Annotated in this window: 22 protein-coding genes; 8 read left to right on the top strand and 14 right to left on the bottom strand. The window is 64.1% G+C overall.

Features of this window, described 5'->3' with window-relative positions:
- Positions 1-9 precede the first annotated feature (9 nt).
- On the bottom strand, positions 10-918 hold the full coding sequence (locus tag ACT531_RS06875; RefSeq protein WP_476016913.1) for a hypothetical protein: 909 nt from the start codon (positions 916-918) through the stop codon (positions 10-12).
- Between the two features lie 474 nt (positions 919-1,392).
- On the opposite strand from ACT531_RS06875, the gene ACT531_RS06870 reads away from it, so the two are divergent.
- The gene (locus ACT531_RS06870) at positions 1,393-2,466 is read left to right on the top strand and encodes a DUF6352 family protein (RefSeq protein ID WP_476016912.1); all 1,074 of its coding nucleotides are present in this window, start codon (positions 1,393-1,395) and stop codon (positions 2,464-2,466) included.
- 100 nt (positions 2,467-2,566) lie between these two features.
- Here ACT531_RS06870 and putA read toward each other — a convergent pair whose 3' ends face one another.
- Entirely contained in the window at positions 2,567-6,313 is a 3,747-nt protein-coding gene (gene putA, locus ACT531_RS06865; protein ID WP_476016911.1) for a trifunctional transcriptional regulator/proline dehydrogenase/L-glutamate gamma-semialdehyde dehydrogenase, read from the bottom strand.
- Positions 6,314-6,440: 127 nt separating this feature from the next.
- On the opposite strand from putA, the gene ACT531_RS06860 reads away from it, so the two are divergent.
- The 3 genes from ACT531_RS06860 to rlmD all read left to right on the top strand — a co-directional run bounded on the left by ACT531_RS06860 (position 6,441) and on the right by rlmD (position 8,835).
- On the top strand, positions 6,441-6,914 hold the full coding sequence (locus tag ACT531_RS06860) for an Lrp/AsnC ligand binding domain-containing protein (protein ID WP_060985213.1): 474 nt from the start codon (positions 6,441-6,443) through the stop codon (positions 6,912-6,914).
- A gap of 92 nt (positions 6,915-7,006) precedes the next feature.
- Positions 7,007-7,303 carry a hypothetical protein gene (locus tag ACT531_RS06855; RefSeq protein ID WP_476016910.1) on the top strand — a complete coding sequence of 99 codons (297 nt, stop codon included), beginning with the start codon at positions 7,007-7,009 and terminating at the stop codon, positions 7,301-7,303.
- A 68-nt stretch (positions 7,304-7,371) separates the two neighbouring features.
- The gene (gene rlmD / locus ACT531_RS06850; protein WP_060985214.1) at positions 7,372-8,835 is read left to right on the top strand and encodes a 23S rRNA (uracil(1939)-C(5))-methyltransferase RlmD; all 1,464 of its coding nucleotides are present in this window, start codon (positions 7,372-7,374) and stop codon (positions 8,833-8,835) included.
- Between the two features lie 71 nt (positions 8,836-8,906).
- On the opposite strand, the gene ACT531_RS06845 is transcribed toward rlmD, so the two are convergent.
- Positions 8,907-9,281 (bottom strand): hypothetical protein, encoded by a 375-nt coding sequence (locus tag ACT531_RS06845; protein ID WP_060985215.1) that lies wholly within the window; start codon positions 9,279-9,281, stop codon positions 8,907-8,909.
- A 115-nt stretch (positions 9,282-9,396) separates the two neighbouring features.
- Entirely contained in the window at positions 9,397-10,092 is a 696-nt protein-coding gene (locus ACT531_RS06840; protein WP_476016909.1) for a Bax inhibitor-1/YccA family protein, read from the bottom strand.
- 221 nt (positions 10,093-10,313) lie between these two features.
- Between ACT531_RS06840 and ACT531_RS06835 the strand changes: the two genes are divergently transcribed.
- Positions 10,314-10,721: a GlcG/HbpS family heme-binding protein gene (locus tag ACT531_RS06835; protein ID WP_015014564.1), complete on the top strand. Its 408-nt coding sequence runs from the start codon at positions 10,314-10,316 to the stop codon at positions 10,719-10,721.
- 253 nt (positions 10,722-10,974) lie between these two features.
- Here the strand turns inward: ACT531_RS06835 and hemP are convergent, their stop codons facing one another.
- The 9 genes from hemP to ACT531_RS06790 all read right to left on the bottom strand — a co-directional run bounded on the left by hemP (position 10,975) and on the right by ACT531_RS06790 (position 18,653).
- Positions 10,975-11,199 (bottom strand): hemin uptake protein HemP, encoded by a 225-nt coding sequence (hemP, locus tag ACT531_RS06830; protein WP_476016908.1) that lies wholly within the window; start codon positions 11,197-11,199, stop codon positions 10,975-10,977.
- 260 nt (positions 11,200-11,459) lie between these two features.
- Complete coding sequence (locus tag ACT531_RS06825; protein ID WP_015014562.1) at positions 11,460-11,873, bottom strand: ExbD/TolR family protein; 414 nt, start codon at positions 11,871-11,873, stop codon at positions 11,460-11,462.
- Positions 11,874-11,876: 3 nt separating this feature from the next.
- Complete coding sequence (locus tag ACT531_RS06820) at positions 11,877-12,593, bottom strand: MotA/TolQ/ExbB proton channel family protein (protein WP_015014561.1); 717 nt, start codon at positions 12,591-12,593, stop codon at positions 11,877-11,879.
- Positions 12,594-12,618: 25 nt separating this feature from the next.
- Positions 12,619-13,308: an energy transducer TonB gene (locus ACT531_RS06815; RefSeq protein ID WP_110961265.1), complete on the bottom strand. Its 690-nt coding sequence runs from the start codon at positions 13,306-13,308 to the stop codon at positions 12,619-12,621.
- Positions 13,309-13,411: 103 nt separating this feature from the next.
- Entirely contained in the window at positions 13,412-13,684 is a 273-nt protein-coding gene (locus tag ACT531_RS06810; RefSeq protein ID WP_015014559.1) for a (2Fe-2S)-binding protein, read from the bottom strand.
- Positions 13,685-13,820: 136 nt separating this feature from the next.
- Positions 13,821-14,963 (bottom strand): alpha-hydroxy acid oxidase, encoded by a 1,143-nt coding sequence (locus tag ACT531_RS06805; protein ID WP_476016907.1) that lies wholly within the window; start codon positions 14,961-14,963, stop codon positions 13,821-13,823.
- A 117-nt stretch (positions 14,964-15,080) separates the two neighbouring features.
- Positions 15,081-15,773 carry a Fe2+-dependent dioxygenase gene (locus ACT531_RS06800; RefSeq protein ID WP_060986085.1) on the bottom strand — a complete coding sequence of 231 codons (693 nt, stop codon included), beginning with the start codon at positions 15,771-15,773 and terminating at the stop codon, positions 15,081-15,083.
- A gap of 66 nt (positions 15,774-15,839) precedes the next feature.
- The gene (locus ACT531_RS06795) at positions 15,840-18,062 is read right to left on the bottom strand and encodes a TonB-dependent receptor (RefSeq protein WP_476016999.1); all 2,223 of its coding nucleotides are present in this window, start codon (positions 18,060-18,062) and stop codon (positions 15,840-15,842) included.
- A gap of 270 nt (positions 18,063-18,332) precedes the next feature.
- Positions 18,333-18,653 (bottom strand): SWIB/MDM2 domain-containing protein, encoded by a 321-nt coding sequence (locus tag ACT531_RS06790; protein ID WP_015014555.1) that lies wholly within the window; start codon positions 18,651-18,653, stop codon positions 18,333-18,335.
- A 307-nt stretch (positions 18,654-18,960) separates the two neighbouring features.
- Here ACT531_RS06790 and rraA point away from each other — a divergent pair, with 307 nt between their 5' ends.
- Positions 18,961-19,473, top strand: a complete 513-nt coding sequence (gene rraA / locus ACT531_RS06785) for a ribonuclease E activity regulator RraA (protein ID WP_060987579.1) — start codon at positions 18,961-18,963, stop codon at positions 19,471-19,473.
- 15 nt (positions 19,474-19,488) lie between these two features.
- Here rraA and ACT531_RS06780 read toward each other — a convergent pair whose 3' ends face one another.
- Entirely contained in the window at positions 19,489-20,403 is a 915-nt protein-coding gene (locus tag ACT531_RS06780) for a DMT family transporter (RefSeq protein ID WP_476016906.1), read from the bottom strand.
- A gap of 93 nt (positions 20,404-20,496) precedes the next feature.
- Between ACT531_RS06780 and ACT531_RS06775 the strand changes: the two genes are divergently transcribed.
- Entirely contained in the window at positions 20,497-20,919 is a 423-nt protein-coding gene (locus tag ACT531_RS06775) for a gamma-glutamylcyclotransferase family protein (protein ID WP_209820206.1), read from the top strand.
- A 252-nt stretch (positions 20,920-21,171) separates the two neighbouring features.
- Positions 21,172-22,503: an isocitrate lyase gene (aceA, locus tag ACT531_RS06770; RefSeq protein ID WP_015014551.1), complete on the top strand. Its 1,332-nt coding sequence runs from the start codon at positions 21,172-21,174 to the stop codon at positions 22,501-22,503.
- The last annotated feature ends 308 nt before the right edge of the window (positions 22,504-22,811 follow it).

Raw genomic sequence — 22,811 nt, 5'->3', positions numbered from 1 at the left:
TGCCCGCTGCTATGCCTTCACCTCGCCCGTCAGCGGGTCAAAAACGCGACCATCGTAGTTGATGATGTTGCCGGTGGCCGCGTCGAATCGGCTCAGCTTGTAGGTTCCAGCCCCCTTGCCATCCAGTCCGATGTAGTCGGCATTGGCATATGCGACGCGATTATTCTGGGCCACGATGCCGTCTTTGGTCCACTTGCTGCTCATGAGCCACTCGGACGCATCAGTTCCAGTGGGTGGATTGATTTCCCCACTCATGCGCATTTTGGCCAATGTGGGGTCCATGTTGAAACCCTCGGCTGCCAGCAAGGCGTTGGGGTTCTTGCGGTAGTAGGCCGCCGTTTCCTCGGACATCTTGGATAGATCGCTTTTCACGAGCGTGGAACCATCCGTTGGAAATTTGGACAGATTGCCATTTCGAATGGACGCGTAATCGGCCGCGAACTCCGGATGGTTCTTGAAGAACATGTAGCGGCCAACGACCGTGTCGTCACCGCCGCCAAGCATCATGGCATGAAGCCTGACATAGTCTGGTGGCTCATAGTCCTCTGCAAAGGTGCTCCCGAGCCCTTTTTCCCATTGTTTGAACTCCTCCAGGCTCTTGAAAGGAACCGTGGCGGCTGCCTTTTCGGCAGCAGCCGAGGCGCTTGCAGCGTTGGTGGCAGCCGATGCCGCAGTGTTCTTGGTGTACAGGTCCGTGGTGGATGTATAGGCAGCCTTTTCGGACGAGGTTGTGCCTGCCGCTGTGCTGGGAGGCGTTTCTTTCGAGAGCTCCTCCAAGGTGGCTCGCAACTCCTTGAGAAAGGTGAGTGGGTCCGCGCCAGAATGGTTTTGTGCCGTGCGCTCGGCAGCGCGAGTCGCCAGGGCGTTGGATACGCCCATGGAGGTGAGGAGATTGGCGGCTTGAGAAATATCGAGCATGTGTGGGACTCCAGTCGGTTGGTTGCTCGGTCAGACTGTGGACGCAGTCAGTAGAGCTGGGAGCTTGGCCGATGATCCTTCAACCACTGGCGTTCAATCTCCGAGAAAGAAGCATGAATCCTGGGCATTTCGCACGGATAGAGCCGTGCGTCTGGTCTGCAGCCGGCCCATGGTGGGGCGCCCGTTCGGAATGCTAGGCAAAGTGCGAGCCCGTGCTCTGACTTTTGCATTTGCTGCATTGGCTTTCTAAACGCGCAGCGCGAGTCCGCAGGCTCAGGGGGTGCCAGGACCGAATCTTGGATTTCCCCAGTGCAGCCCCTGTCCAACTTTGTCGAACCCTGCCAGATAAGATTGGGTGATATTACGACCGGTTCTTGCATGAGACGGACAACACGCATGATTTTTCCGCCGCATCCCGTCTCGTGATTCCCTGTCTCTGTCTTGTTTTTCATTTGAACTGGTTCGTCAATCGCCATGTCCACCCTTGTTCCTGACTTCTGGCCCCACAGCGGGTTGACACATTTGGCTCGCGATGGGCGAGGGTGGCTTTCTCTGACTGATGCATATGTACGGCACCTACTGCGCCGCCCAGAGCTGGCGCTGGTGCCAGAGTCGTGCACTGCTGAGATCGCACTGCATGAATCGCTCAAGGTGTCACCCGCGCGGGCGGTCGCCTCTGCGGAGCTGGTTGCATTGCAGGACGACGACGCCCGCGAAAACTACACCGTGTTCCTGCGCTTCCGCGATGGCCTGCTGGCCGCCGGCACGCTGGAGGCTTATTACCTGCAACTCATGCGCAGTGGCGCGGTGAACGTGCCCGCCGTGTTCATCGACGCCGTGGTGCAGGCCCTGTTGCGCAATGTGCTGGATGACTGCAACGATGCCTTTGAAGCCCGCGCCGCCGAGATGCTGTTTCGGCCCCAGCGCATCACATTGCAAGACGGGCAAATGCTGGCAGGCGACCGGGATACGCTCGACATGCTCAACGAGACGGCGGGCCTGGGCGAGGTGGGGCGCTTGCTGCTGCAGAGCGGCGCACTGCAGCCCACGGCGCAGGTCAAGGTGCTGTCGGCCGACAATGCGGGGCAATATTGGCAGGAGAGCGACCGCCATCACTTTCTGCTCGACCTGACCCACGAGCTGACGCAGGACCTGAGCCATGGCCTGACCTTCAAGATGACCCGTGCACGATCTGGCCTGAAAGCCCTGGCACGTGTGCTGGAGCGCTGGGTGGCGCATTTGCTGGGCCTGCAGGTGCAGATCGAGCCTGTGCACCAGGTCACCGACAGGGCGTGGCGCTGGCATGTGGGGCTGGATGTGGAGTCCACCGCCATCCTGAACGACCTGTACCAGGACCGCCCGGTGGAGGCCGAGCGCATGCAGCGCCTGGTGAGCCTGTTCACGCTGACCTTCGCCAACCCGGCCGAGATGCGGGCCGACGTGGCGGGCAAGCCGGTGTACTTGGGGCTGGCGACCAACGCCGAGGGCGTGGTACGCATCAAGCCGCAGAACCTGTTGCTCAATCTGCCGTTGGCATCGGCATCTTGATTGCTATTGAATCGATAGCTGCTAGCGCATGATTAACAGGCGCTAGCAGCCCATTTGATTCAAAAATGCTTTCCTCGGTTGGTAGCCTGGCAACTGGCCCTCATCCAATCGTCATAAGGCTTGCGTTTCCGCCAGCTGCTGCTGTGTTCACGCTCAGCGCACGTTCGATCAGCAGGCGCTCCAATGGGATATCGGTGGCGCCGGGCTGCAGCGCAGTCACGCCCACGATAGGCCCGGGGCGGCGGGCGAGGGCGGCGCACACCGTCTGCAGGGATTCGGCGTCGCCATGGTGCAGCACGGCGTCCAGTGCCACGGTGTCATCGCTCAGTGCGTTGTCTTGCAGCATGACCTGGGCCTGCACATGCGTGGGCAGCTTCGCGCGCAGCCCTGCATGGGCGCTGGGCCACAGGGCGGTGCCCCCGCTGGCGAGCACGGCTGCCGTCTGCACCAGGAGGTCGTCCGCGCTTCGCGCCATGCACAGCACGCGGGCGCGGGGGGCCAGGGTGTAGACATTGCGCTCGCCGGTGGGGCCGGGCAGGGTGCGGGCGGTGCCGCTCTGCGTTTCTTGCGCAAAACGCTGGCAATGGCCTGCCAGGGCCAGGTTGCCCTGGTTGTGCGCCCATTGCTGCAAGGTGCCCAGCGGGGCCAGCTGACGCTCGCGCCGCTCGGTATCGGGCGGGCTGGTGCGGTCGCCCTCGGCAAAGGTGCGCGCCAGTGCATTGGCCGGGCGCTGCGACAGCAGGCGCAACAGGTACAGCGGCCCGCCGGCCTTGGGGCCCGTGCCCGACAGGCCTTCGCCACCAAAGGGCTGCACGCCCACGACGGCGCCGACCATGTTGCGGTTCACGTACACGTTGCCGGCATGGGCGCGGTTGACCACGCGGGCAATGGTTTCGTCGATACGGGTGTGCACGCCTTGTGTGAGGCCGTAGCCGGTGGCGTTGATCTGGTCGAGCAACTGGTCCAGGTCGTTGCGCGCGTAGCGCACCAGGTGCAGCACGGGGCCGAAGACTTCTCGCTGCAACTCGCCGATGTGGTTCAGTTCGATTAGGGTAGGGGGTACAAAAGTGCCCGGTGCGCTGACGGCAGAAACGTGATTCGGGTGCTGGAACACACGGTGGCCTTGGGCCTTGAATTTTTCGATGTGCTGGGTGATGCCTGCTTGCGCCTCGGCATCAATGACGGGGCCCACGTCCACGCGCAACTCGGCGGGGTTGCCCACGCGCAGTTCGCCCATGGCGCCCTGCAGCATCTCGACCACGCGGTCGGCAGCTTCTTCTTGCACGCACAGCACGCGCAGGGCGGAGCAGCGCTGGCCAGCGCTGTCAAAGGCGGACGACACCGCATCGCCCACCACCTGTTCCACCAGGGCGGATGAGTCCACGATCATCGCATTCTGCCCACCCGTTTCGGCAATCAGCGGGATGGGGCGGTCTGCGGCATCCAGGCGCCCGGCCACCGTGCGCTGCAGGATGCGCGCGACTTCGGTGGAGCCGGTGAACATCACGCCCATCACGCGCTCATCGCCAATCAAACGTGCGCCCACGGTTTCGCCCTGGCCGGGCAGCAACTGCACGGCGGCGCGGGGCACACCGGCCTGCCACAGCAGGCGCACGGCCTCGGCGGCGATCAGCGGGGTTTGCTCTGCGGGCTTGGCCAGCACGGGGTTGCCTGCGGCCAGGGCGGCGGCGACCTGGCCCATGAAGATGGCGAGCGGGAAGTTCCAGGGGCTGATGCAGGCCACGGGGCCCAGCGGGATGTGGGTGGCGTTGTCGAAGGTGCTCTGCACCTGCGCGGCGTAGTAGCGCAAGAAGTCCACGGCTTCGCGCACTTCGGCCACGGCGTTACTGGCGCTCTTGCCCGCTTCGCGCATCAGCAGGCCCAGCAGGGGCAGCATGCGCTCTTCCAGCAGGTCGGCGGTACGCAGCAGGGCTGCGGCGCGCTCGGCGGGTGGCGTGGCGGCCCAGGGGGCTGCAGCGGCCTGGGCGTGGGTCAGGGCCTGGTGTACGTCGGCGGTGGTGGCTTCTTGCACCTGGCCCACCACGTCGTGGTGGTCAGCCGGGTTGCGCACCGGTTGGGTGGTGCCTGCGGGCACCTCGGCGGCCAACAGAGGGGCTGCCGTCCAGGTGTGGCTTGCCGTGCCTTGCAGCGTGGCGGCCAGCTCGGTCAGCGTGTTTTCGTTCGACAAATCCAGCCCGTGGGAGTTGCTGCGGTGGGCGCCGTACAGCGCTACCGGCAGGGGGATGCGCGGGTGGGGCAGGCCTGCAGCGCCTTCGGTGGCGGCTTGATGGTCCACTACCTGCACGGGGCTTTTCACCAGCTCATCCAGCGCAATGGTTTCGTCGGCAATGCGGTTCACAAACGAGGTGTTGGCGCCGTTCTCCAGCAGGCGGCGCACTAGGTAGGCCAGCAGCGTCTCATGTGTGCCCACGGGGGCGTAGATGCGGCACGGGCGGCCCAATTTACCGGCGGCGATTGCGCCCACCACTTGCTCGTACAGCGGCTCGCCCATGCCGTGAAGGCACTGGAACTCATACTGCCCCGCGTAGTAGTTGCTGCCTGCCAGTTGGTAGATGGTGGCCAGCGTTTCGGCGTTGTGCGTGGCGAACTGGGGGTACACGGCCTCGGGTGCTGCCAGCAGTTTCTTGGCGCAGGCGATGTAAGAAATGTCGGTGTGCACCTTGCGGGTGTAGACGGGGTAGTCCGTGAGGCCATCAACTTGGGCGCGCTTGATTTCGCTGTCCCAGTACGCGCCTTTGACCAGGCGCACCATCAGGCGGCGCTGGGTGCGGCGGGCGAGGTCCACCACGTAGTCGATGACGAAGGGGCAGCGCTTTTGGTAGGCCTGGATGACGAAGCCAATGCCGTTCCAGCCCGCCAGCGTGGGCTCGTGGCACAGGCGCTCCAGCAGGTCCAGCGACAACTCCAACCGGTCGGTCTCTTCCGCGTCGATGTTCAGGCCAATGTCGTACTGCTTGGCCAGCATCGTCAGGCGCAACACCAGCGGGTACAGCTCGTCCATCACCCGGCCAAACTGCGCGCGGCTGTAGCGCGGGTGCAGGGCCGAGAGTTTGATGGAGATGCCCGGGCCTTCGTAAATGCCGCGCCCGGCCGAGGCCTTGCCAATCGCGTGGATGGCCTGCTCGTACGACGCGTAGTAGCGCTTGGCATCTTCGCTGGTCAGCGCTGCCTCGCCCAGCATGTCGTACGAGTAGCGAAAGCCCTCGGCCTCCATCGTGCGGGCGTTGCGCAGGGCTTCGTCAATGGTCTCGCCGGTCACAAACTGCTCGCCCATCATGCGCATGGCCATGTCCACGCCCTTGCGGATCAGGGGTTCGCCGCCCTTGCCGATCAGGCGGCTGAGTGAGTTGCCCAGGCTGCTTTCGCTGTGCGTGGCCACCAGCTTGCCGGTAATCAGCAGGCCCCAGGTGGCGGCGTTGACGAAGAGCGAGGGGCTCTTGCCCAGGTGGGCATCCCACTGGCCGTTGCTGATCTTGTCGCGGATGAGCGCGTCGCGCGTGGCCTTGTCGGGAATGCGCAGTAGCGCCTCGGCCAGGCACATCAGCGCCACGCCTTCTTGCGACGACAGCGAAAACTCTTGCAGCAAGCCCTGCACGATGCCCGCGCGCCCGGCGCTGGCCTTGCGTTCACGCAGCGCCTTGGCGATTCGCAGGGCCAGTTGCTCGGCCGCTGCGGCTTGATCGGCAGGCAGGCGGGCCTGGGCCAGCAGCGGGGCCAAGGCCTCGGGCTCGGGGCGGCGATAGGCGGCAGTGATCGCGGCGCGCAGCGGGTTGCTCAGCGGCGTGCGGGGCGCGAAGTCTGCAAACAGGGCGGAGGGCTGCGTCATGGCGTTGTCTTTCGGTGGTTTGGAGGGCCAAACAAGGGGTTGGGCGCGTTACTGGCGATGATCCTTGGGTTGTTGGTGAATAAATGTTCGAAAATAATGGGTAAAGACGAATAAATAGCTAGTGAATATGCAAGCAGAACCCGATCTGGACCGCATTGACCGCAAGATCCTGTCAATCCTGCAGGAGGACGGCCGCATTGCCAACCTTAAGCTGGCCGAGGCCGTGGCCTTGTCGCCCACGGCGGTGCTGGCGCGGGTGCAGCGCCTCACGCGCGATGGCTTCATCCTGGGCTACGAGGCGCGGCTCAACCCGCTCAAGCTGGGCGCGGGCATGCTGGTGTTTGTGGAGGTGCTGCTGGACCGCACCACGCCCAACGTGTTCGACCAGTTCAAGGCGGCGGTGCAGGTGCACCCCGAAATCATGGAATGCCACATGGTGGCGGGCGGGTTCGACTACCTGCTGAAAACCCGGTCCGCCGACATGAACGCCTACCGCGTGTTTGCGGGCAATGTGCTGTGGCAGCTGCCAGGAGTGCGCGAGACGCGGACCTATGCGGTGATGGAAGAGGTCAAGCACACCAACCACCTGTACCTGCGCTGACCGCGCACGGTGCGCGTACACCCACCGGATTGGCGGTGCTGGCAGAAGCCCGCATAATTCCCTGCAGATTTGCTTGCATGAGGAGCCACACCATGACGACCGCTTTTCCCTATGCCGCCGCAGCCCTGGTGGTTGCTCTGTTCAGCCAGACGGCCGCTGCATCCTGCTACGTCGTCTATGGCCCTGACAAGGACATCGTGTACCGCGCGCCGGAGCCGCCGGTGGACATGTCGCGGCAGATCCACGAAACCCTGCCGCTGGTGGCGCCAGGCTCGACCTTGGTGTTTTCTCCCGACAACTTTGGCTGCGAGCTCACCATCAACAAGCTGCCACTGACGGCTGTGTCCGCGCCCGGTGGCATGCGGCCTGCGCGCGCTGACCGGGGCTGACCGGGCCTGACATGGGCAGTTCGCCCGGGTGCGGCCAGCGGGCATGCCGCGCCTGAGACAATCGGGGGATGAGCGCACCGAAAGAACTATCCCCCTCGTTTGAACCCACCGAGCAGAACGCTCAAGACAACCTGCCCGAAGGCTGGCTGCATGTGCAGTCCATGGACCTCGACGCCCAGGGCGTGGCCCGCAAGCCCGACGGCAAGGTGGTCTTCATCGATGGCGCCCTGCCATTCGAGCTGGTCACCGCCAACACCCATCGCAAAAAGAACAACTGGGAGCAGGCCAGCCTGGTGGCGATCCACCGCGAATCGTCCCAGCGCGTGCGGCCGGATTGCCCGCACTTTGGCCTGCACGCAGGCGCCTGCGGCGGCTGCAAGATGCAGCATCTGCACGTCGGTGCCCAGGTGGCCGTCAAGCAGCGGGTGCTGGAGGACAACCTCTGGCACCTGGGCAAGGTGAAGGCCGAGACCATGCTGCGTCCCATTGAAGGGCCCGCCTGGGGCTACCGCTACCGTGCCCGCCTGGCCGTGCGCCACGTGATCAAGAAGGGCCAGGTGCTGGTGGGCTTTCATGAGCGCAAGAGCCGGTACATCGCCGACATGCAGACCTGCAAGATCTTGCCCCCGCATGTCGATGCGATGCTGATGCCCCTGCGCGCCCTGATTGCCAGCCTGGACGCTCGCGACACCTGCCCGCAGATCGAACTGGCCTGTGGCGACACCGTGACCGCGCTGGTATTGCGCCACTTGGAGCCGCTCTCCGCCGAGGACATCGCCCGGCTGCGCGCCTTTGGCGCAGAGCACCACGTGCAATGGTGGTTGCAGCCCAAGGGCCCGGACACGGTGAAGCTGCTGGACGAGGGCGGCGAGCCGCTGTCGTACGCACTGCCGGACTTTGGCATCACCATGCCTTTCAAGCCCACGGACTTCACCCAGGTGAACCCGCACATCAACCGGGTGCTGGTGAGCCGCGCGCTGCGCCTGCTGGACGTGCAACCGCACGAGCGCGTGATCGACTGGTTCTGCGGCCTGGGCAACTTCACGCTGCCGCTGGCCACGCAGGCGCGCGAGGTGCTGGGCATTGAAGGCAGTGAGGCCCTGGTGGCCCGCTCGCGTGAGAACTATGCCTTGAATCAGGCCCAGGCGCCCGACCATAAAGCGCTGGCAGCTACTGATTTTGTAGCGCGTAACCTGTTCGAGATGACGCCGGAGATGCTGGTGGCCGACGGCGCCGCTGACAAGTGGCTGGTGGACCCACCTCGCGAAGGGGCGTTTGCGCTGGCCAAGGCGTTGGCGGACATCGAGCAGGCCCGCATTGGCGCCGAGGGCGCTGGCCCGTTGCCCGCAGGGGCCGAAGGCTGGACGCCCCCGAAGCGCATTGTGTACGTGAGCTGCAACCCGGCCACCTTGGCGCGGGATGCGGGGCTGTTGGTGCATCTGGCCGGCTACCGGTGCACGGCGGCGGGCATGGTCAACATGTTTCCGCACACGGCCCATGTGGAAAGCATGGCGGTGTTCGAGCGGGTCTGAGAGTCCGTGAAAAAGAGGGTGCGCGGAGGGTTCAGCCCTCCGTCCCGTGCCATCGCCCCCCGGGCGTCACGTCAGCTGCGGTTGCGGCTGGCGGCAGGGTCGCGGGGTTCGGTTTCGATGTCGGGTGCGCGTTCGCTGCGTTCGGGCTTTTCCACCTTGCCCAGCACCGAGGGCGTGCCCTCGATCTTGTTCTCCCGCATGTAGGCGTCCATGTCCTTCCAGCCTGCAAACACCGAGGCCTTGGACGCCTTGGGGTTGAGGGTGTAGCAGTCTTCCAGCCCCCGCAGCGCGTGGCGGCAGGCACCGCCAATGGCCTTGGCCTCGGCATCGCGTTGCGCCACGCGCGGATCAGGGCCCAGGCCCGGGATCTTGTCGCAGCCGGCAAGCAGCAACAGGCCCGCCAGAACCATCAGGCGCAATGCGGTGGAGGGGCTTTGTGGACACATGTACTTGCATTATCGGCACACTGGCCGCGCTATTGAGGCTTGATCTTGGTGCTTGGCCCACAAAAAAGGCTCCCGAGGGAGCCTTTTGATGGAGGTCAGGGACGACTGGCAGGGCTCAGTCGCGCTCGCCACCCATGATGCCCAGCAGGGCCAGCAGGCTCTGGAACACGTTGAAGATGTCCAGGTACAGGGCCAGCGTGGCGCTGATGTAGTTGGTTTCGCCGCCGTCCAGGATCTGCTTCAGGTCATACAGCATGTAGGCGCTGAAGATGCCGATGGCCAGCATCGAGATCACCATCATCCCCAAGCCCGAGCCGACGAACACATTGATGATGCCGCCCACCATGAGCACCAGGGCGCCCACCATCAGCCACTTGCCCATGCCCGACAGGTCACGCTTGATGACGCTGGCCAGGCTGGCCATCACGAAGAACACACCGGCCGTGCCGGCAAAGGCCGTCATGATGAGGTCGGTGCCGTTCTTGAAGCCCAGCACCATGCCGATCATGCGCGACAGCATCAGGCCCATGAAGAACGTGAAGGCCAGCAGCACCGGCACGCCAGCGGCCGAGCGCTTGGTCTTTTCGATGGCGAACATGAAGCCGAACGCGCCGCCCAGGAACACGATCAGGCCCAGGCCGCCGGTCAGCGAACGGGTGATGCCGGTGGCCACGCCAATCCAGGCGCCCAGCACCGTGGGGATCATGCTCAGGGCAAGCAGCCAATAGGTATTGCGAAGCACCTTGTGGCGCTCTTCCTGCGAGATGCCATAGCCCGCAGAGTGGCCCAGGGTGGTGACTTGGTCATTCATCTTGTGTCTCTCCTTGTTGGCCTGCACGACGCAGACGAGAGAAATTCTAGGGTGAGAGCGTTTTTTGCCCCCCAAAAACCGCACCCGGTCACCTACTTTTGGTAAGGATACTTTCACCCTGGCTGGGTGCAACGGCGCGGGGGATGCCGGTATGCTCGGCTCTCTTTGTGTGTCGGGCGGCCTGTGGCGCCTGGCTTCCTCCCCATCTTTCGGATATCTCCATGAAAACCAAGCACGAACTCGAACTGGCCGACGTCAAGGCCGTGGCCGCCGCCGCTGAAGCCGAAGCCCTCAAGAACAACTGGGCCGTGACCATTGCCATCGTGGACGATGGCGGCCACCTGCTGTGGCTGCAGCGCCTGGACGGTGCAGCGGCCGTGTCGTCGCACATCGCCCCATCCAAGGCCCGCACGGCCGCGCTGGGCCGCCGCGAAAGCAAGGTGTATGAGGACGTGATCAACGGCGGCCGTACCTCGTTCCTGAGCGCGCCCACCATTGACGGCCTGCTCGAAGGCGGCGTGCCGATCATGAAGGACGGCCAGTGCCTGGGTGCCGTGGGCGTGAGCGGCGTGAAGTCCACCGAAGATGCGCAGATCGCCCGCGCGGGCATCGCAGCCCTGGGGCTGTGATTCGGGTGCTCTCTCAGCAGGGGTTGCAGTTGCTCTTATTTTGATAGCTGCTGGCGCATATTCCACTAGCGCATGGTGCCAAAAAGGCTTCAAAACCTGTGGGAGCATAAAAAAACCGGCCTGTGGGCCGGTTTTTTTGTTGGCGGGGCCGGGGGCAGCAAAAAAAGCCTGGCTACGCGGGCGCAAACCCGTTGGCTGGCAAAAATGACCCTTTCGAGCTTGTTGCAAGCCCGGGAGTCGCCCCACGATGAAACTATTTGGTCAGGATGAGCTTGCCCAGCTTGGTGGCCTGCAGGCGGTAGACCGAGCCGTTGTGGCTGATGGCGACGGTCTTGTGGCCTTGCAGCAGCACGCTGCTGTCCAGTGCGGCGGTGGCGCCCTGCGCGCCGGACGACGATGCCTCGCCAGATACCGGGGCGCCCGTCGGGTCGGCAGACGCAGTGCGGCGGAGCGGGGCGGAGGTCAGGGAGGCTTGCATGGAGGTTTCCTGGGTCATTGCAGTGCGTTTTGCTAATGATAACGATTCGCAATTACAAGTCAAGCGAACTGTGTGTTTCTTTTTGTTCCTGCGCCCGACCTGCATCAGGCGCAAGGCTGGGGGCTTTGTGCGCTGCGGGCGCCGGGTAAGCAGGCCATGAGCCCGCTGCAAAAGCCCAACCTCTTTGCCGCCCGTCAGCGTGTCCCCCGTGGGTAGGCTGGCAGGATGTGCGGGGGCTGCAGGTAGCTGTCGCCGTGCCGTTACTGCCCCTGTGGGTCCGTCACAAACCCGATCTTGCGCACGCCAGCGCGTTGCGCAGCCGCCATGGCCTGGGCCACGAATTCATAGCGCACGTTCTTGTCGCCACGGATGTGGAGGTCTGGCTGGGGCTCCTTGGCGGCCTCGGCCTGCAGGCGGGGGAAGAGTTCTTCTTCCGACACCTGGGACTCGTTCCAGAAGAACTTGCCATCGGCCGACACCGACAGGCGCACGGTCTCGGGCTTGACGTTCTCGGGCTGGTTGGTGGCTCGGGGCAGGTCCACGTTCACCGCGTGTTTCATCACCGGCACGGTGATGATGAAGATGATGAGCAGCACCAGCATGACGTCCACCAGGGGCGTCATGTTGATCTCGTTCATCACGTCATCGGTGTCGTCTTGGGTTCCAAAGGCCATGGCTTAGCTGCCTTTCTTCATGGGCAGCACCTTGCCGGGCTCGCCAGCGTTCACGCGGGCGCCGGTCACAAAGTAGGCGTGCAGGTCGTGCGCAAAGCTGTTCAGGCCGTTCAGGATGGACTTGTTGCCGCGCACCAGCGCGTTGTAGCCCAGCACCGCCGGGATGGCCACGGCCAGGCCCAGGGCGGTCATGATCAGCGCCTCGCCGATGGGGCCGGCCACCTTGTCGATGGTGGACTGGCCCGATGTGCCGATGGCCAGCAGCGCATGGTAGATGCCCCACACGGTGCCGAACAGGCCGATGAACGGGGCAGTGGAGCCCACCGACGCCAGGATGGCCAGGCCCGAGGACAAGCGGGCGGTGAACTCGTCGATGCAGTTGCGCAGGCAGCGTGTCACCCAGTCGCTCACGTCCAGGCTGTCGTGCAGATGGGCCTTGGTGTTGCGGTGGTGGGCGGTGGCTTCACGGCCTTCCAGCGCCAGGTGGCGGAAGGGGTTGGTCGGGTCGGCGCCCAGCTTGGTCAGGCCAGCGGCAAAGTCTTCGCTGTGCCAGAAGTCCTGGGCGGCGCGGGCGTGCTTCTTGAACTTGATGATGTCCAGCGCCTTGATGAGGATGACGATCCACGAGGCCAGCGACATGGCCAGCAGCAGGATGGCGACGGCGCGGGTGACAAAGTCACCCTGGATCCAGACGTTGGCGATGCCGAATTGCGATTCCATGAAAACTCCCTGAGCGGTGATTGGTTTATTCGAGAACAAAGTTGACGGGGACGAGGTTCCACATGGCCTCGGGCACGCCGTTGCGTTTGCCGGGCACAAAGCGCCAGCGCATCACGGCGTCCTGGGCCTGGCGGTCCAGCCGGTCAAAGCCGCTGGACTTGTTGACCTCGACCTTCTGCGGCACGCCGTCGGTGCCGATGAGCACCCTGAGCACCACCTTGCCTTGCTCGCCCATGCGTTTGCTGATGGCGGGGTAGCTGGGCTTGGGGTTGTTGAGGTAGGCCGCGTCGCTGGACGGCAGCTCGATCTTGGGCGGTGCAGGGGGTGCCGGTGGCGCAGGCGCGGGGGCCGGGGGCGCCACGGGGGCCTCGATGGGCGGCGCGGGTGGCTGGGGTGTGGTGATGCCCGTGGGGGCATTGGGCGCCGGCGTAGGGTCAGCAATCGCCACCGGCATCGGGGCCGGGCGGGGCGCGGCCTTGGGGGCGGGCTTGGGCGGTGGAGGAGGGGCCGGTGGCGGTGGGGTGACCTTGGGCGGGGCGGGCGGTGCGATGAATTCGCTGAGCAGCTCGGCCGGCACGATCACTTCGGCTGCCTTGCGTACCAGGCCGGACTGCAGGGCCCAGATGCCGGCCACGTGCAGCGCCAAAACGGACCCGACGATCACGGTGTTGCGGCTCACACCACCGGGGGAGGCAAAACGATCAGGGTGAGACATAAAAAGAAAGGAAGGGCAGCGCCGCCCCTAGCATAGGGCGGACGCTGCCGGGTAAACCCGGATTATTTGCGAAAGATCCACCAGGCCGATCCTGCGACCAGGATCAGGCTGCCTGCGAGGGTTGAGAGGAGTTCCATGACTTGCTTTCCAGAATGGAGCTGGCAAGCTGGATCGCCTGTGGCGCCGCGTCGTTGCGCAAGGCGGCTACCGGTTGCGAAGCACTGCACTGCGCCACCACGTCGCGGGCGCAGCTTTCGCAGCATCCGCATTGGGTAGCCACGCCCAGCTCGAACTGGATCTCATCGAAGCTCATGCCGGCACGGGCATGGCGGGCAATCTCACGGTCCGAAACCCGGCGGCAAACACAGACGATCATGGCGGCAGGCAGTGTGGCTGGCTGTTGAAAGGATGATTGAGATTATAAATACGAATCTATCGCATTTGCAATAAATCATTCCTGCCGACAGGGGGAAGGTGACACCTGCCTCTGGCAGGTTGCTGATACCCCGGGCTCAGTCTCTGCCCGATGGGGCTCCGTCCTGCCCCTCCAGCAGTGCAGGCGTGGCCTCTGCCAGGGTGGCGCAGCCGGTCAGTGCCATGGCGACCTCCAGCTCGTCGCGCAACAGGCGCAGCACATGGGCCACGCCCGCCGCCCCCGCATTGGCCAGGCCCCACACGGCAGGGCGGCCCACCAGCACGGCCGATGCGCCCAGTGCCATGGCCTTGAGCACGTCGGTGCCGCGCCGGATGCCGCCGTCCACCAGCACCGGCACCGCGCCGCCCACGGCCTGCACCACACGGGGCAGGGCAGTGGCGGTGGCGGGGGCCGTGTCGAGCGTGCGCCCGCCGTGGTTGGACACGATGAGGCCCGCCGCGCCCACCGACACGGCCTGGCGCGCGTCGGCGGGGTGCAGCACGCCCTTGAGCAGTACGGGCAGCCGTGTGATGGACTGCAGCCACGCGATGTCGTCCCAGGTGGGGGCATGGTGCAGCAGTCCGTCGAACAAGGCGCTCTGGCCGGGGCTCAACGGCGGGGAGGCAGGTGTCTGCAAACCTGCCAGGTTGACGGGACCCACGCCGGACGGCAGCCGAAAGCCCGCGCGCCGCTCCCGGTCGCGCACGCCGCTGGTGGGGGCGTCCACCGTGAGCACCAGGGCTTCGTAGCCGGCGGCTTCGGCACGCTGCACCAGCGCCTGGGTGAAGCCCCGGTCCGGCTGCAGGTACAGCTGAAACCACAGCGGGCCGCGCCCCGGGTCGGGCAGCACGGCCTGGGCCACGCTCTCCACCGACACGCTGGCCTGGGTGCTGAGCACCACGCCCGCGCCCAGCGCTGCTGCGGCGTAGGCCAGGGCCAGTTCGCCATCGGGGTGCGCCATGCGCTGGAAGGCCACGGGTGCGAGCAGGATGGGGTGCGCCAGCGTGCGGCCCAGCAGAGGCACGCGGGTGTGCCCACCCGCCAGCGGCCGCAGCACGCGGGGCCACAGGGACAGGGCGTCCCAGGCCGTGCGGTTGGCGCGCAGGCTGATCTCGTCGGCCGCACCGCCGCTGAAGTAGGCCCAAGCGTTGTCGTCCAGCTGCGTGCGCGCGTGCAGCTCGTGGTCGGCCAGGGTGACCAGGCCCGAGGGGATGGTGTGCCGTGCAGGAATTTGGGTCATACAAACAAAAATAGCACCAAGCGCTAGTGGATCATGCGCTGGGTGCTATCAAAATAGTAGTTTTTGGGGTATCTCATACCCCCGGTCGCTGCCGTGGGGTTGGGCGCTTGCGGTGTCTCACACATCGGCCCACATGCGCAGCAGGTTGTGGTACGTGCCCGACAGCGCGATGGCCGACGGGTCGGTGTCGCCGTGGGTCTGGCGCAGCTTGAGCAGGGCCATGTCCATGTCGAACAGCAACTGGCGTTGCTCCAGCCCGCGCACCATGCTCTCCACCCAGAAGAAGCTGCTCACGCGGTGGCCCCGCGTGACCGGTGCGACCTGGTGCACGGTGCTGCTGGGGTACAGGATCATGTCGCCCGCAGGCAGCTTGATGCGCTTCTCGCCCAGGGCTTCTGCAATCACCAGCTCGCCGCCCTCATAGTCCTCGGGCGGGGTGAGGAACAGCGTGCACGACAGGTCGCTGCGCACCCAGCAGTTGTCGGCGCGGGAGTGCATGACGGCGCTGTCCACGTGGTTGCCATAGAAGTTGGCGCCATCACCGTATTTGTTGAACAGCGGGTTGTAGATGCGGCGCGGCAGAGCCGCCGAAAAGAAGAGGGCGTTGCGATTCAACGCGGCCTTGACCAGGCCCTGGAGCTGCGCGGACAGCTCGCTGGCTTGTGCCAGCTGCAGGTTGTTTTTCTGGTGCACCGCCTGGCCGCCCGCGCTGCGGGCGCCGTCCACCCAGGGGGCGTCGGCCGCCCAAAGCTTTTGCCGGAAGAACGCGACCTCGTCGGCGGTGAGAACGTCTTGGATGTGCAGGAACATGGAGCCATTGTGAACCGGCCCCGGGCTGTGCCGGGGCCGGTTCATTCGATGGACTTCAGAGGTGCGTCAGAAGCGTGTCTTCAGCGTCAGCTGCACGGCGCGCGGGGCGCCGGGCGTGTAGAAGCCGCGGTACAGGCCTTCGGCATACGTGCGGTCGAACAGGTTGCTCACGTTCAGCTTCAGCGAGGTCTTGTCGTCAAACGCGTACTCGGCCATGGCGTCCACCACCGCAAAGCCGCTGGCGTACACGGCGCGTGAGCCCTCGGGGTTCTGCTTGGCGCGGTACGTCAGGCCTGCGCCCACACGCAGCTTGGACGTAACGGCGTAGGTGCTCCACACGCTGCCGCTGTGCTTGGGCGTGAGGCCGGGGCGGTCGCCCTGCACCTGTGCGCCGCCGCCGTTGGAGGCCAGCACCACGTTGCTCTTGTCGATCTTGGCCGACGGGATCCAGGTGTGGTTGAAGAACAGTTCCCACTTCGGCGTCAGGCGGCCCGCCAGGTTGAACTCCATGCCGGTGGCGTGGCGCTTGCCCGAGAGCAGTTCCTGCGCGGCAGCGGTGTCAGGGTCGGTGTTGCGCTCGTTGTACTTCTGGCTGTAGAAGGCGGCCACACCCAGCAGGGCGCGGCGCTCGAACAGCTCGAACTTGCCGCCGACTTCGATGTTGCGGCTCTTTTCCGGGTCGGTGTTGGCCGTGCGCGCCGTGGTGGCACCGGGGTTGCCAAACTGGTAGGTGTCGCCCGAGGTGTTGTACGAAGTGCCGTACGACACGTAGTACGAGGTCAGCTCGTCAGGCTGGAAGATCAGGCCCATGCGGGGGCTGAACAGGCTGTCGGAGCGGGAATTGCTCAGGCTGCCTGCGGCATTGCGGTACGAGGCGCGGAAGTTGTCGTAGCGCAGACCGCCGACGAGCTTGAGCGTGTCGGTCAGCGACACGGTGTCCTGGAAGTACAGGCCCAGGTTGCGCGATGTGAAGGTGTTCCACTGCACCGGCGCACGGCCGTCGGCCACCCAGGCGCCATCGTTGGGTGTGCCCACGGTGGTGGTGGGGCGGGGGGTGGTGTTGGCGTAGTTCTGGTTGCGCTTGGCGTCGTCGTCGTAATAGTCCACGCCGGTGAGCACCGCGTGCTTCTTGCCACCCCAGGTGTAGGTGTTGTTGTAGTCGCTTTGCACTTGCAGCACGTTGCTTTCGCCCACGCGGCCCTTGGAGCCACGGGTCAGCACGGTGCTGCTGTTGATCTGGTCGAGCGTGATGGCGCTGTTCTGGAAGCCGATGGTGCTGGCCAGCAGGTCGCGCTCGTACTTGCCGTAGCGCAGGCGCGTGGTCAGCTCGCCGTTGTCGTCAAAGCGGTGGATGTGGCCCAGCGTGACGTATTGCGAGGTGGTGTCGTTGTGGTCGCTGGCCAGACCATAGTACTTGCCCGCTTCCAGCGGCATGTTGATCTTGCCGTCGGCCGAGAGGCGCCAGGGGTGGTTGTAGAGCGGGCGGCCCTTGGATTCGAGGTAGTACAGGCCGATGGAGAACTCATCGCGCGTGCCGATGCCCCAGGCAAACGTGGGCGCAATGCCGCGCTTGTCCTGCTTGGCGCCGTAGTTGTCGTACTCCTGCACCATGGCGTTCAGGCGGAAGGCTGCGTTCTCGCCCGTCACCCAGTTGAAGTCGCCCGTGGCGCGGTGGTACTTGCCGGTGCCCAGCGTGTAGCCGGCTTCGTGCTGGTCGATCAGCAGCGGGTACTTGTTGACCTGGTTGACCACACCGCCGGTCGAGCCCTTGCCAAACAGCATGGAGGCCGAGCCCTTGAGCACTTCGATGCGGTCGTTGTTGAAGGTGTCGCGCTCGATCAGCGGAGCGTCCTTCATGCCGTCCACGTAGATGTCGCCTGCCAGACCCAGCGAAAAGCCGCGCAGGCGCACATCTTCTTCACCGGTCTCTCCGGACTGGAAGGTCACGCCCGCGGTGGTGCGCAGCACTTCGCGGAAGTCGTCCTGGTTGCGGTCGTTCATCAGCTTTTCGGTGAACACCGTCACGGACTGTGGGATGTCCTTGATGTCCTGCTTGCCCTTGCCCACGGTGGTCTTCTTGATGAGCAGGGTGTCCTTGCCCTGGACTTCGGCGGTTTCCTTCACCGTCACGGTGGACAAGGTGGTTTCTGGCGTGCTGGTCTGCGCCATGGCGCCCATCGAGGCGGCCAGCATCAGCGCGCCCAGCGGCAGCAGGGCCTTGTCGGACGATGCGGCTTGCGAGGGCACAGCAGCGGGAGAAACAACAAATGCGGGAGAAGAACGCAGCATGCCGCTGCGGCGCTGGGCGCGAGATTTAGCCAAGAGGGCCTCCGTCAATAGGGGTGTGCAGGTGGCGCGCAGGGGCACCAAGAGCAGGCGAGAGGCAGTGGCTAGATCAACATGGCTGTGCGTCGTCGTGCAGCTTTATGTTACATCAAATGCGGGTCATTCTCATTTGCATTGATGCGAGCGCGCCACACTTCGACAGGGTAGGGACGTAAAAAAACCGGCAGAGCCGGTTCTTTTACGGGTGCGACACAGGTCGCAAAGCGCCAGGGCTTACTTGACGTGCTTGCCGATCAGGCCAGCCAGTTCAAACATGGAGACTTGGGGCTTGCCGAACAGCTCCTTGAGCTTGGCGTCGGCGTTGATGTTGCGCTTGTTGGTGGCGTCCTGCAGGTTGTTGGCCTTGATGTAGACCCACAGCTTGCTGATGATCTCCGTGCGCGGCAGAGGTGCCGAGCCCACCACAGCGGCCAGCGCGGGGCTGGGCGTGAGCGCCTTCATGAATGCGGCGTTAGGGGTCCGCTTCTTGGCGGGTGCAGCGGCCTTCTTGGCTGCTGGGGCTGTGGTTGCCGGAGCTTTTTTTGCAGTTGCCATGTTGGGTTGTCCTTGTTGGGAATAAATTTTTACCAGCGAAAACGACGCTTTCCCACTGGCAGGCCGATGCTAATGGGAAAAAAACGCGTTTCCAAGGGAGAAGCGGCTTTTTTTGCCTCGATTTGTAGCGGTGGCGCCGCGCAGCGTGCAGCAATTCGCCGCAGGGCCGCGCCAGCCTTGACAAAAGCCCATGGCTGGGTGGCCTGGCCTGGGCCTGCGTGGAGCCGTGGCTGTCAGGGCTTGTATTGCGCAGACAATCTTGGCTTGGCCCGTTTCACTGACCCACTCTTTGAAAGATTTTGTCCCTATGTCCGCAGCTTTTAACCCTCCCTTCTCCACCTGCGATTTCTGCGATGTGCACAAGGCCGATGTGAGCGGTGCGTTCCGCGTCTTGCCGCCTGTTTTCCAGAGCTATGGCGGCAAGCCGGTGTTTGCGGGCCCGGTCACCACGGTCAAATGCCACGAAGACAACTCCCTGGTCAAAGCCGCCGTGGAGTCGCCGGGCGAGGGCCGCGTGCTGGTGGTGGATGGCGGGGGCTCGCTGCGCCGCGCGCTGGTGGGTGGCAACTTGGCGGCCGCTGCGGCGCGCAATGGCTGGGCGGGCCTGGTGGTGGACGGCTGCGTGCGCGACGTGGCCGAACTGAACGCCGCTGCCGTGGGCATCCGGGCGCTGGCGCTGATGCCGCTGCCCACCGAGCGCCGGGGCGAGGGCCAGCGCGATGTGGCGGTGCTGATCCAGGGCGTGTGGGTGCGGCCCGGCGACTGGCTGTATGCCGATGCCGACGGCATCGTGGTCAGCGCGCAGGCGTTGACTACTTGACGGTTGGTGTGCAGGTCAGGATCGGTCGGGGCGGTCGCCCCGACCCACGCGCAGTGCTGCGCGCGAGGGCAGGGTGGCCAGCAACACGCTGGCCAGGGCGATGGCAAAGGCAACCAGTTGCATGCCTGTCAATGCCTCGCCCAAAAACAGCACGCCCACCAGCGCCGCACTCACCGGCAGCATGACCGAGAAGACGCCGCCCTGCGCAGCGGGCACGGCCTTGAGCCCGGTCATCCACAGCCACACCGTCCACATGCAGGCGGCCAGCGCGTAAAACAGCAGCAATACCCAGGTGCCCCGGCCTACCGAAGCAAACGGAAAGTCCAGCGCCAGGTACAGGCCAAACGGCGTCGTCAGCACAAAGCCCCAAAGGTTGATGAGCGAGGTGATGCGCTTGGGCCCCAGGCTGCCGGTGAGCTTCTTGCCGATCACGGTGTAGGCGGCCTCGCAAACCACGGCCCCCAGCAGCAGCATTTGGCCCCACCAGGCATGGTTTGTAGTGTTTTTGGCTCCAAGCGCTAGTTTCATATGCGCTGAGTGCTCTGGTTTTGATAGTGAAAACAGGGCAATGCCCACCACTGCGCAAAGCACGGCCATCCAGGTGCGGGGCGCCACCCGCTCGCCCAAAAATGCCCAGCCCATTAACGCCACAGCCGCAGGAATGGCCGCCATGGTGACGCCTGCCGAAACCGCATCGGTTAGGCTCACGCCGTAGATCATGCAGATGGTGAACAGAAAGTTGCCCAGAAAGGACTCCAGGAACAGCAGCCGTTTCGTCTCTGGTGTCAGTGGCGGCTCGTTGGCGGGCTTCTTGAGCCAGTGCAGCATGGCGATGCCCCCGATGCCAAAGCGCATCCAGGCCAGCAAGAGCACGGGCAGCACGGCCGCGAGCGGTTTGGAGAGCGCCACATAACTGCCCACCAGCGACATGCTTAGGGCCAGGCACAGATAGGCGAAAGGGCGGCTGGGCGGGGGCGTATTCACTAGACTGGGACGCTGTTCAAACAAAAAAGACTGCGCATCATGCCCGAGCCTTCTTCGCCAATTGCAGCCCCACGCCATGTGTTTGTGTACGGCACCTTGCGCCGCGGCGGGTCGAACGACATCACGCGCTTGTTGCCTGCGCCGCGCTGGGTGGGGTTTGCGCAAGTTACAGGAATGCTGTTCCACCTGGGGGCTTACCCCGGCATGACCCTGGGCGGCGACCGGCCGGTGCATGGCGAGGTGTACGCCATCGAGCCTGCGCTGGAGACAGTTCTCGATGCCATCGAAGGACTGGGCGAGGATCATCCGACCGATGAGTACCGCAAGCGCGAAATTGCGGTGACGGTGGAGGGCCAAGCGCTGTCTTGTCTGGTGTACGAGATCCATCCCCGATATGCGCAGGGCGCACGCCAGATCGAGCATGGTGACTGGCTCAGGGCAGTTGGCGCTACACCCATCTGAATTCTCACAATACGAAAGTTGAATTTCTTGATGTGGGATGCGATAGATGTTGCATTGCCGCAATTTTTCTCGATATGAGAAATCAATTTCCGTATTGAGAAATCACGTGTTTAAGTGGTTGTTTTGAAAGAAGAAAATTTATCTCTTCTATAAGACATAAGAGCTTGCGCAAGTCTTATAGAAGACTTAAAGTTGTCTTCAAGGGCGGCACACAGCAGCCCGGCGTTTTCAACCAACCCCTGGAGTGATCTCATGCCCCAATCCCTCAACGAACAACTGAGCCGCGAACAGCAAATTGCCGCCCTGGAAAAAGACTGGGCGACCAACCCCCGCTGGAAGGGCGTGAAGCGTGGTTACTCCGCAGCCGACGTGGTGCGCCTGCGTGGCTCGCTGCCTATCGAGCACACGCTGGCCAAGCGCGGCGCTGAAAAGCTCTGGGACAAGATCAACGGCGGCGCCAAGAAGGGCTACGTGAACGCTTTCGGCGCCATTTCTGCCGGTCAAGCCATGCAGCAAGCCAAGGCCGGCCTCGAAGCCGTGTACCTGTCGGGCTGGCAAGTGGCTGCCGACGGCAACACCAGCGAAACCATGTACCCCGACCAGTCGCTGTACGCGTATGACTCGGTGCCCACCATGGTTCGCCGCATCAACAACACCTTCAAGCGCGCTGACGAAATCCAGTGGGGCCGTGGCATCAACCCCGGCGACAAGGAATTCATCGACTACTTCCTGCCCATCGTGGCCGACGCTGAAGCTGGCTTTGGCGGCGTGCTGAACGCCTTCGAGCTGATGAAGAACATGATCGCTGCAGGCGCAGCCGGCGTGCACTTTGAAGACCAACTGGCTGCCGTGAAGAAGTGCGGCCACATGGGTGGCAAGGTGCTGGTGCCCACACAAGAAGCCTGCGAAAAGCTGATCGCTGCACGCTTTGCCGCTGACGTGATGGGCGTGTCCACCATCGTGCTGGCTCGTACCGACGCCGAAGCCGCCAACCTGATCACTTCCGACCACGACGCCAACGACAAGCCTTTCCTGACCGGCGAGCGCACGCAAGAAGGCTTCTACCGCGTGAAGAACGGTCTGGAACAAGCCATCAGCCGTGGCGTGGCCTATGCCCCTTATGCGGACCTGGTGTGGTGCGAAACCGGCGTGCCAGACATCGGCTTTGCCCGTGAGTTTGCGCAAGCCGTGCACGCTGCCTGCCCCGGCAAGCTGCTGTCGTACAACTGCTCGCCATCGTTCAACTGGAAGAAGAACCTCAACGACAAGCAGATCGCTTCGTTCCAGGAAGACCTGTCGGCTCTGGGCTACAAGTACCAGTTCATCACCCTGGCTGGTATCCACATCAACTGGTTCAACACCTTCCAGTTCGCCCATGCATACGCCCAAGGCGAAGGCATGAAGCACTACACCGAAATGGTGCAAGAGCCAGAATTCGCAGCACGCGAAAAGGGCTACACCTTCGTGTCGCACCAACAAGAAGTGGGCGCAGGTTACTTCGACGACGTGACCACCGTGATCCAGGGCGGCTCGTCCTCCGTGAAGGCCCTGACGGGTTCGACCGAAGAAGAGCAGTTCCACTGATCTGCGAGGCTTGGCGCCACTTTGTTGTGGCGCCAAATGCACTCGACAAAAGCCCGAAGCATCTGCTTCGGGCTTTTTTCTGGGTGCTGGGGTTAAAATCCGTAGAAGTTCACTGCACAAGAGCGAGAAAGGCAATCTGGTTATGACACCGCGAACTACATCGGAGATGTTGACCGGCCTTTGAGGCTGGCTGTTCGCGCCTGCACGAGATTGCACACACCTCCAAAAAGCGCGGACCTGTTCCGCGCTTTTTTGTTTTACGGGCCTGGCGCGTGCCCGCATCCATTGCACTGATCACAGAGAAAGAG

The sequence above is a fragment of the Acidovorax sp. DMC1 genome, assembly GCF_056314325.1.
Note: the sequence above shows the minus strand (reverse complement) of the source record. Positions and strands in the feature narration are given on the sequence as shown.

Bases quoted from the DNA above. Each gene is read 5' to 3' on its own strand.
- ACT531_RS06875 (WP_476016913.1), bottom strand. From the start codon at position 918: ATGCTCGATATTTCTCAAGCCGCCAATCTCCTCACCTCCATGGGCGTA.
- ACT531_RS06870 (WP_476016912.1), top strand. From the start codon at position 1,393: ATGTCCACCCTTGTTCCTGACTTCTGGCCCCACAGCGGGTTGACACAT.
- putA (WP_476016911.1), bottom strand. From the start codon at position 6,313: ATGACGCAGCCCTCCGCCCTGTTTGCAGACTTCGCGCCCCGCACGCCG.
- ACT531_RS06860 (WP_060985213.1), top strand. From the start codon at position 6,441: ATGCAAGCAGAACCCGATCTGGACCGCATTGACCGCAAGATCCTGTCA.
- ACT531_RS06855 (WP_476016910.1), top strand. From the start codon at position 7,007: ATGACGACCGCTTTTCCCTATGCCGCCGCAGCCCTGGTGGTTGCTCTG.
- rlmD (WP_060985214.1), top strand. From the start codon at position 7,372: ATGAGCGCACCGAAAGAACTATCCCCCTCGTTTGAACCCACCGAGCAG.
- ACT531_RS06845 (WP_060985215.1), bottom strand. From the start codon at position 9,281: ATGTGTCCACAAAGCCCCTCCACCGCATTGCGCCTGATGGTTCTGGCG.
- ACT531_RS06840 (WP_476016909.1), bottom strand. From the start codon at position 10,092: ATGAATGACCAAGTCACCACCCTGGGCCACTCTGCGGGCTATGGCATC.
- ACT531_RS06835 (WP_015014564.1), top strand. From the start codon at position 10,314: ATGAAAACCAAGCACGAACTCGAACTGGCCGACGTCAAGGCCGTGGCC.
- hemP (WP_476016908.1), bottom strand. From the start codon at position 11,199: ATGCAAGCCTCCCTGACCTCCGCCCCGCTCCGCCGCACTGCGTCTGCC.
- ACT531_RS06825 (WP_015014562.1), bottom strand. From the start codon at position 11,873: ATGGCCTTTGGAACCCAAGACGACACCGATGACGTGATGAACGAGATC.
- ACT531_RS06820 (WP_015014561.1), bottom strand. From the start codon at position 12,593: ATGGAATCGCAATTCGGCATCGCCAACGTCTGGATCCAGGGTGACTTT.
- ACT531_RS06815 (WP_110961265.1), bottom strand. From the start codon at position 13,308: ATGTCTCACCCTGATCGTTTTGCCTCCCCCGGTGGTGTGAGCCGCAAC.
- ACT531_RS06810 (WP_015014559.1), bottom strand. From the start codon at position 13,684: ATGATCGTCTGTGTTTGCCGCCGGGTTTCGGACCGTGAGATTGCCCGC.
- ACT531_RS06805 (WP_476016907.1), bottom strand. From the start codon at position 14,963: ATGACCCAAATTCCTGCACGGCACACCATCCCCTCGGGCCTGGTCACC.
- ACT531_RS06800 (WP_060986085.1), bottom strand. From the start codon at position 15,773: ATGTTCCTGCACATCCAAGACGTTCTCACCGCCGACGAGGTCGCGTTC.
- ACT531_RS06795 (WP_476016999.1), bottom strand. From the start codon at position 18,062: ATGCTGCGTTCTTCTCCCGCATTTGTTGTTTCTCCCGCTGCTGTGCCC.
- ACT531_RS06790 (WP_015014555.1), bottom strand. From the start codon at position 18,653: ATGGCAACTGCAAAAAAAGCTCCGGCAACCACAGCCCCAGCAGCCAAG.
- rraA (WP_060987579.1), top strand. From the start codon at position 18,961: ATGTCCGCAGCTTTTAACCCTCCCTTCTCCACCTGCGATTTCTGCGAT.
- ACT531_RS06780 (WP_476016906.1), bottom strand. From the start codon at position 20,403: ATGTCGCTGGTGGGCAGTTATGTGGCGCTCTCCAAACCGCTCGCGGCC.
- ACT531_RS06775 (WP_209820206.1), top strand. From the start codon at position 20,497: ATGCCCGAGCCTTCTTCGCCAATTGCAGCCCCACGCCATGTGTTTGTG.
- aceA (WP_015014551.1), top strand. From the start codon at position 21,172: ATGCCCCAATCCCTCAACGAACAACTGAGCCGCGAACAGCAAATTGCC.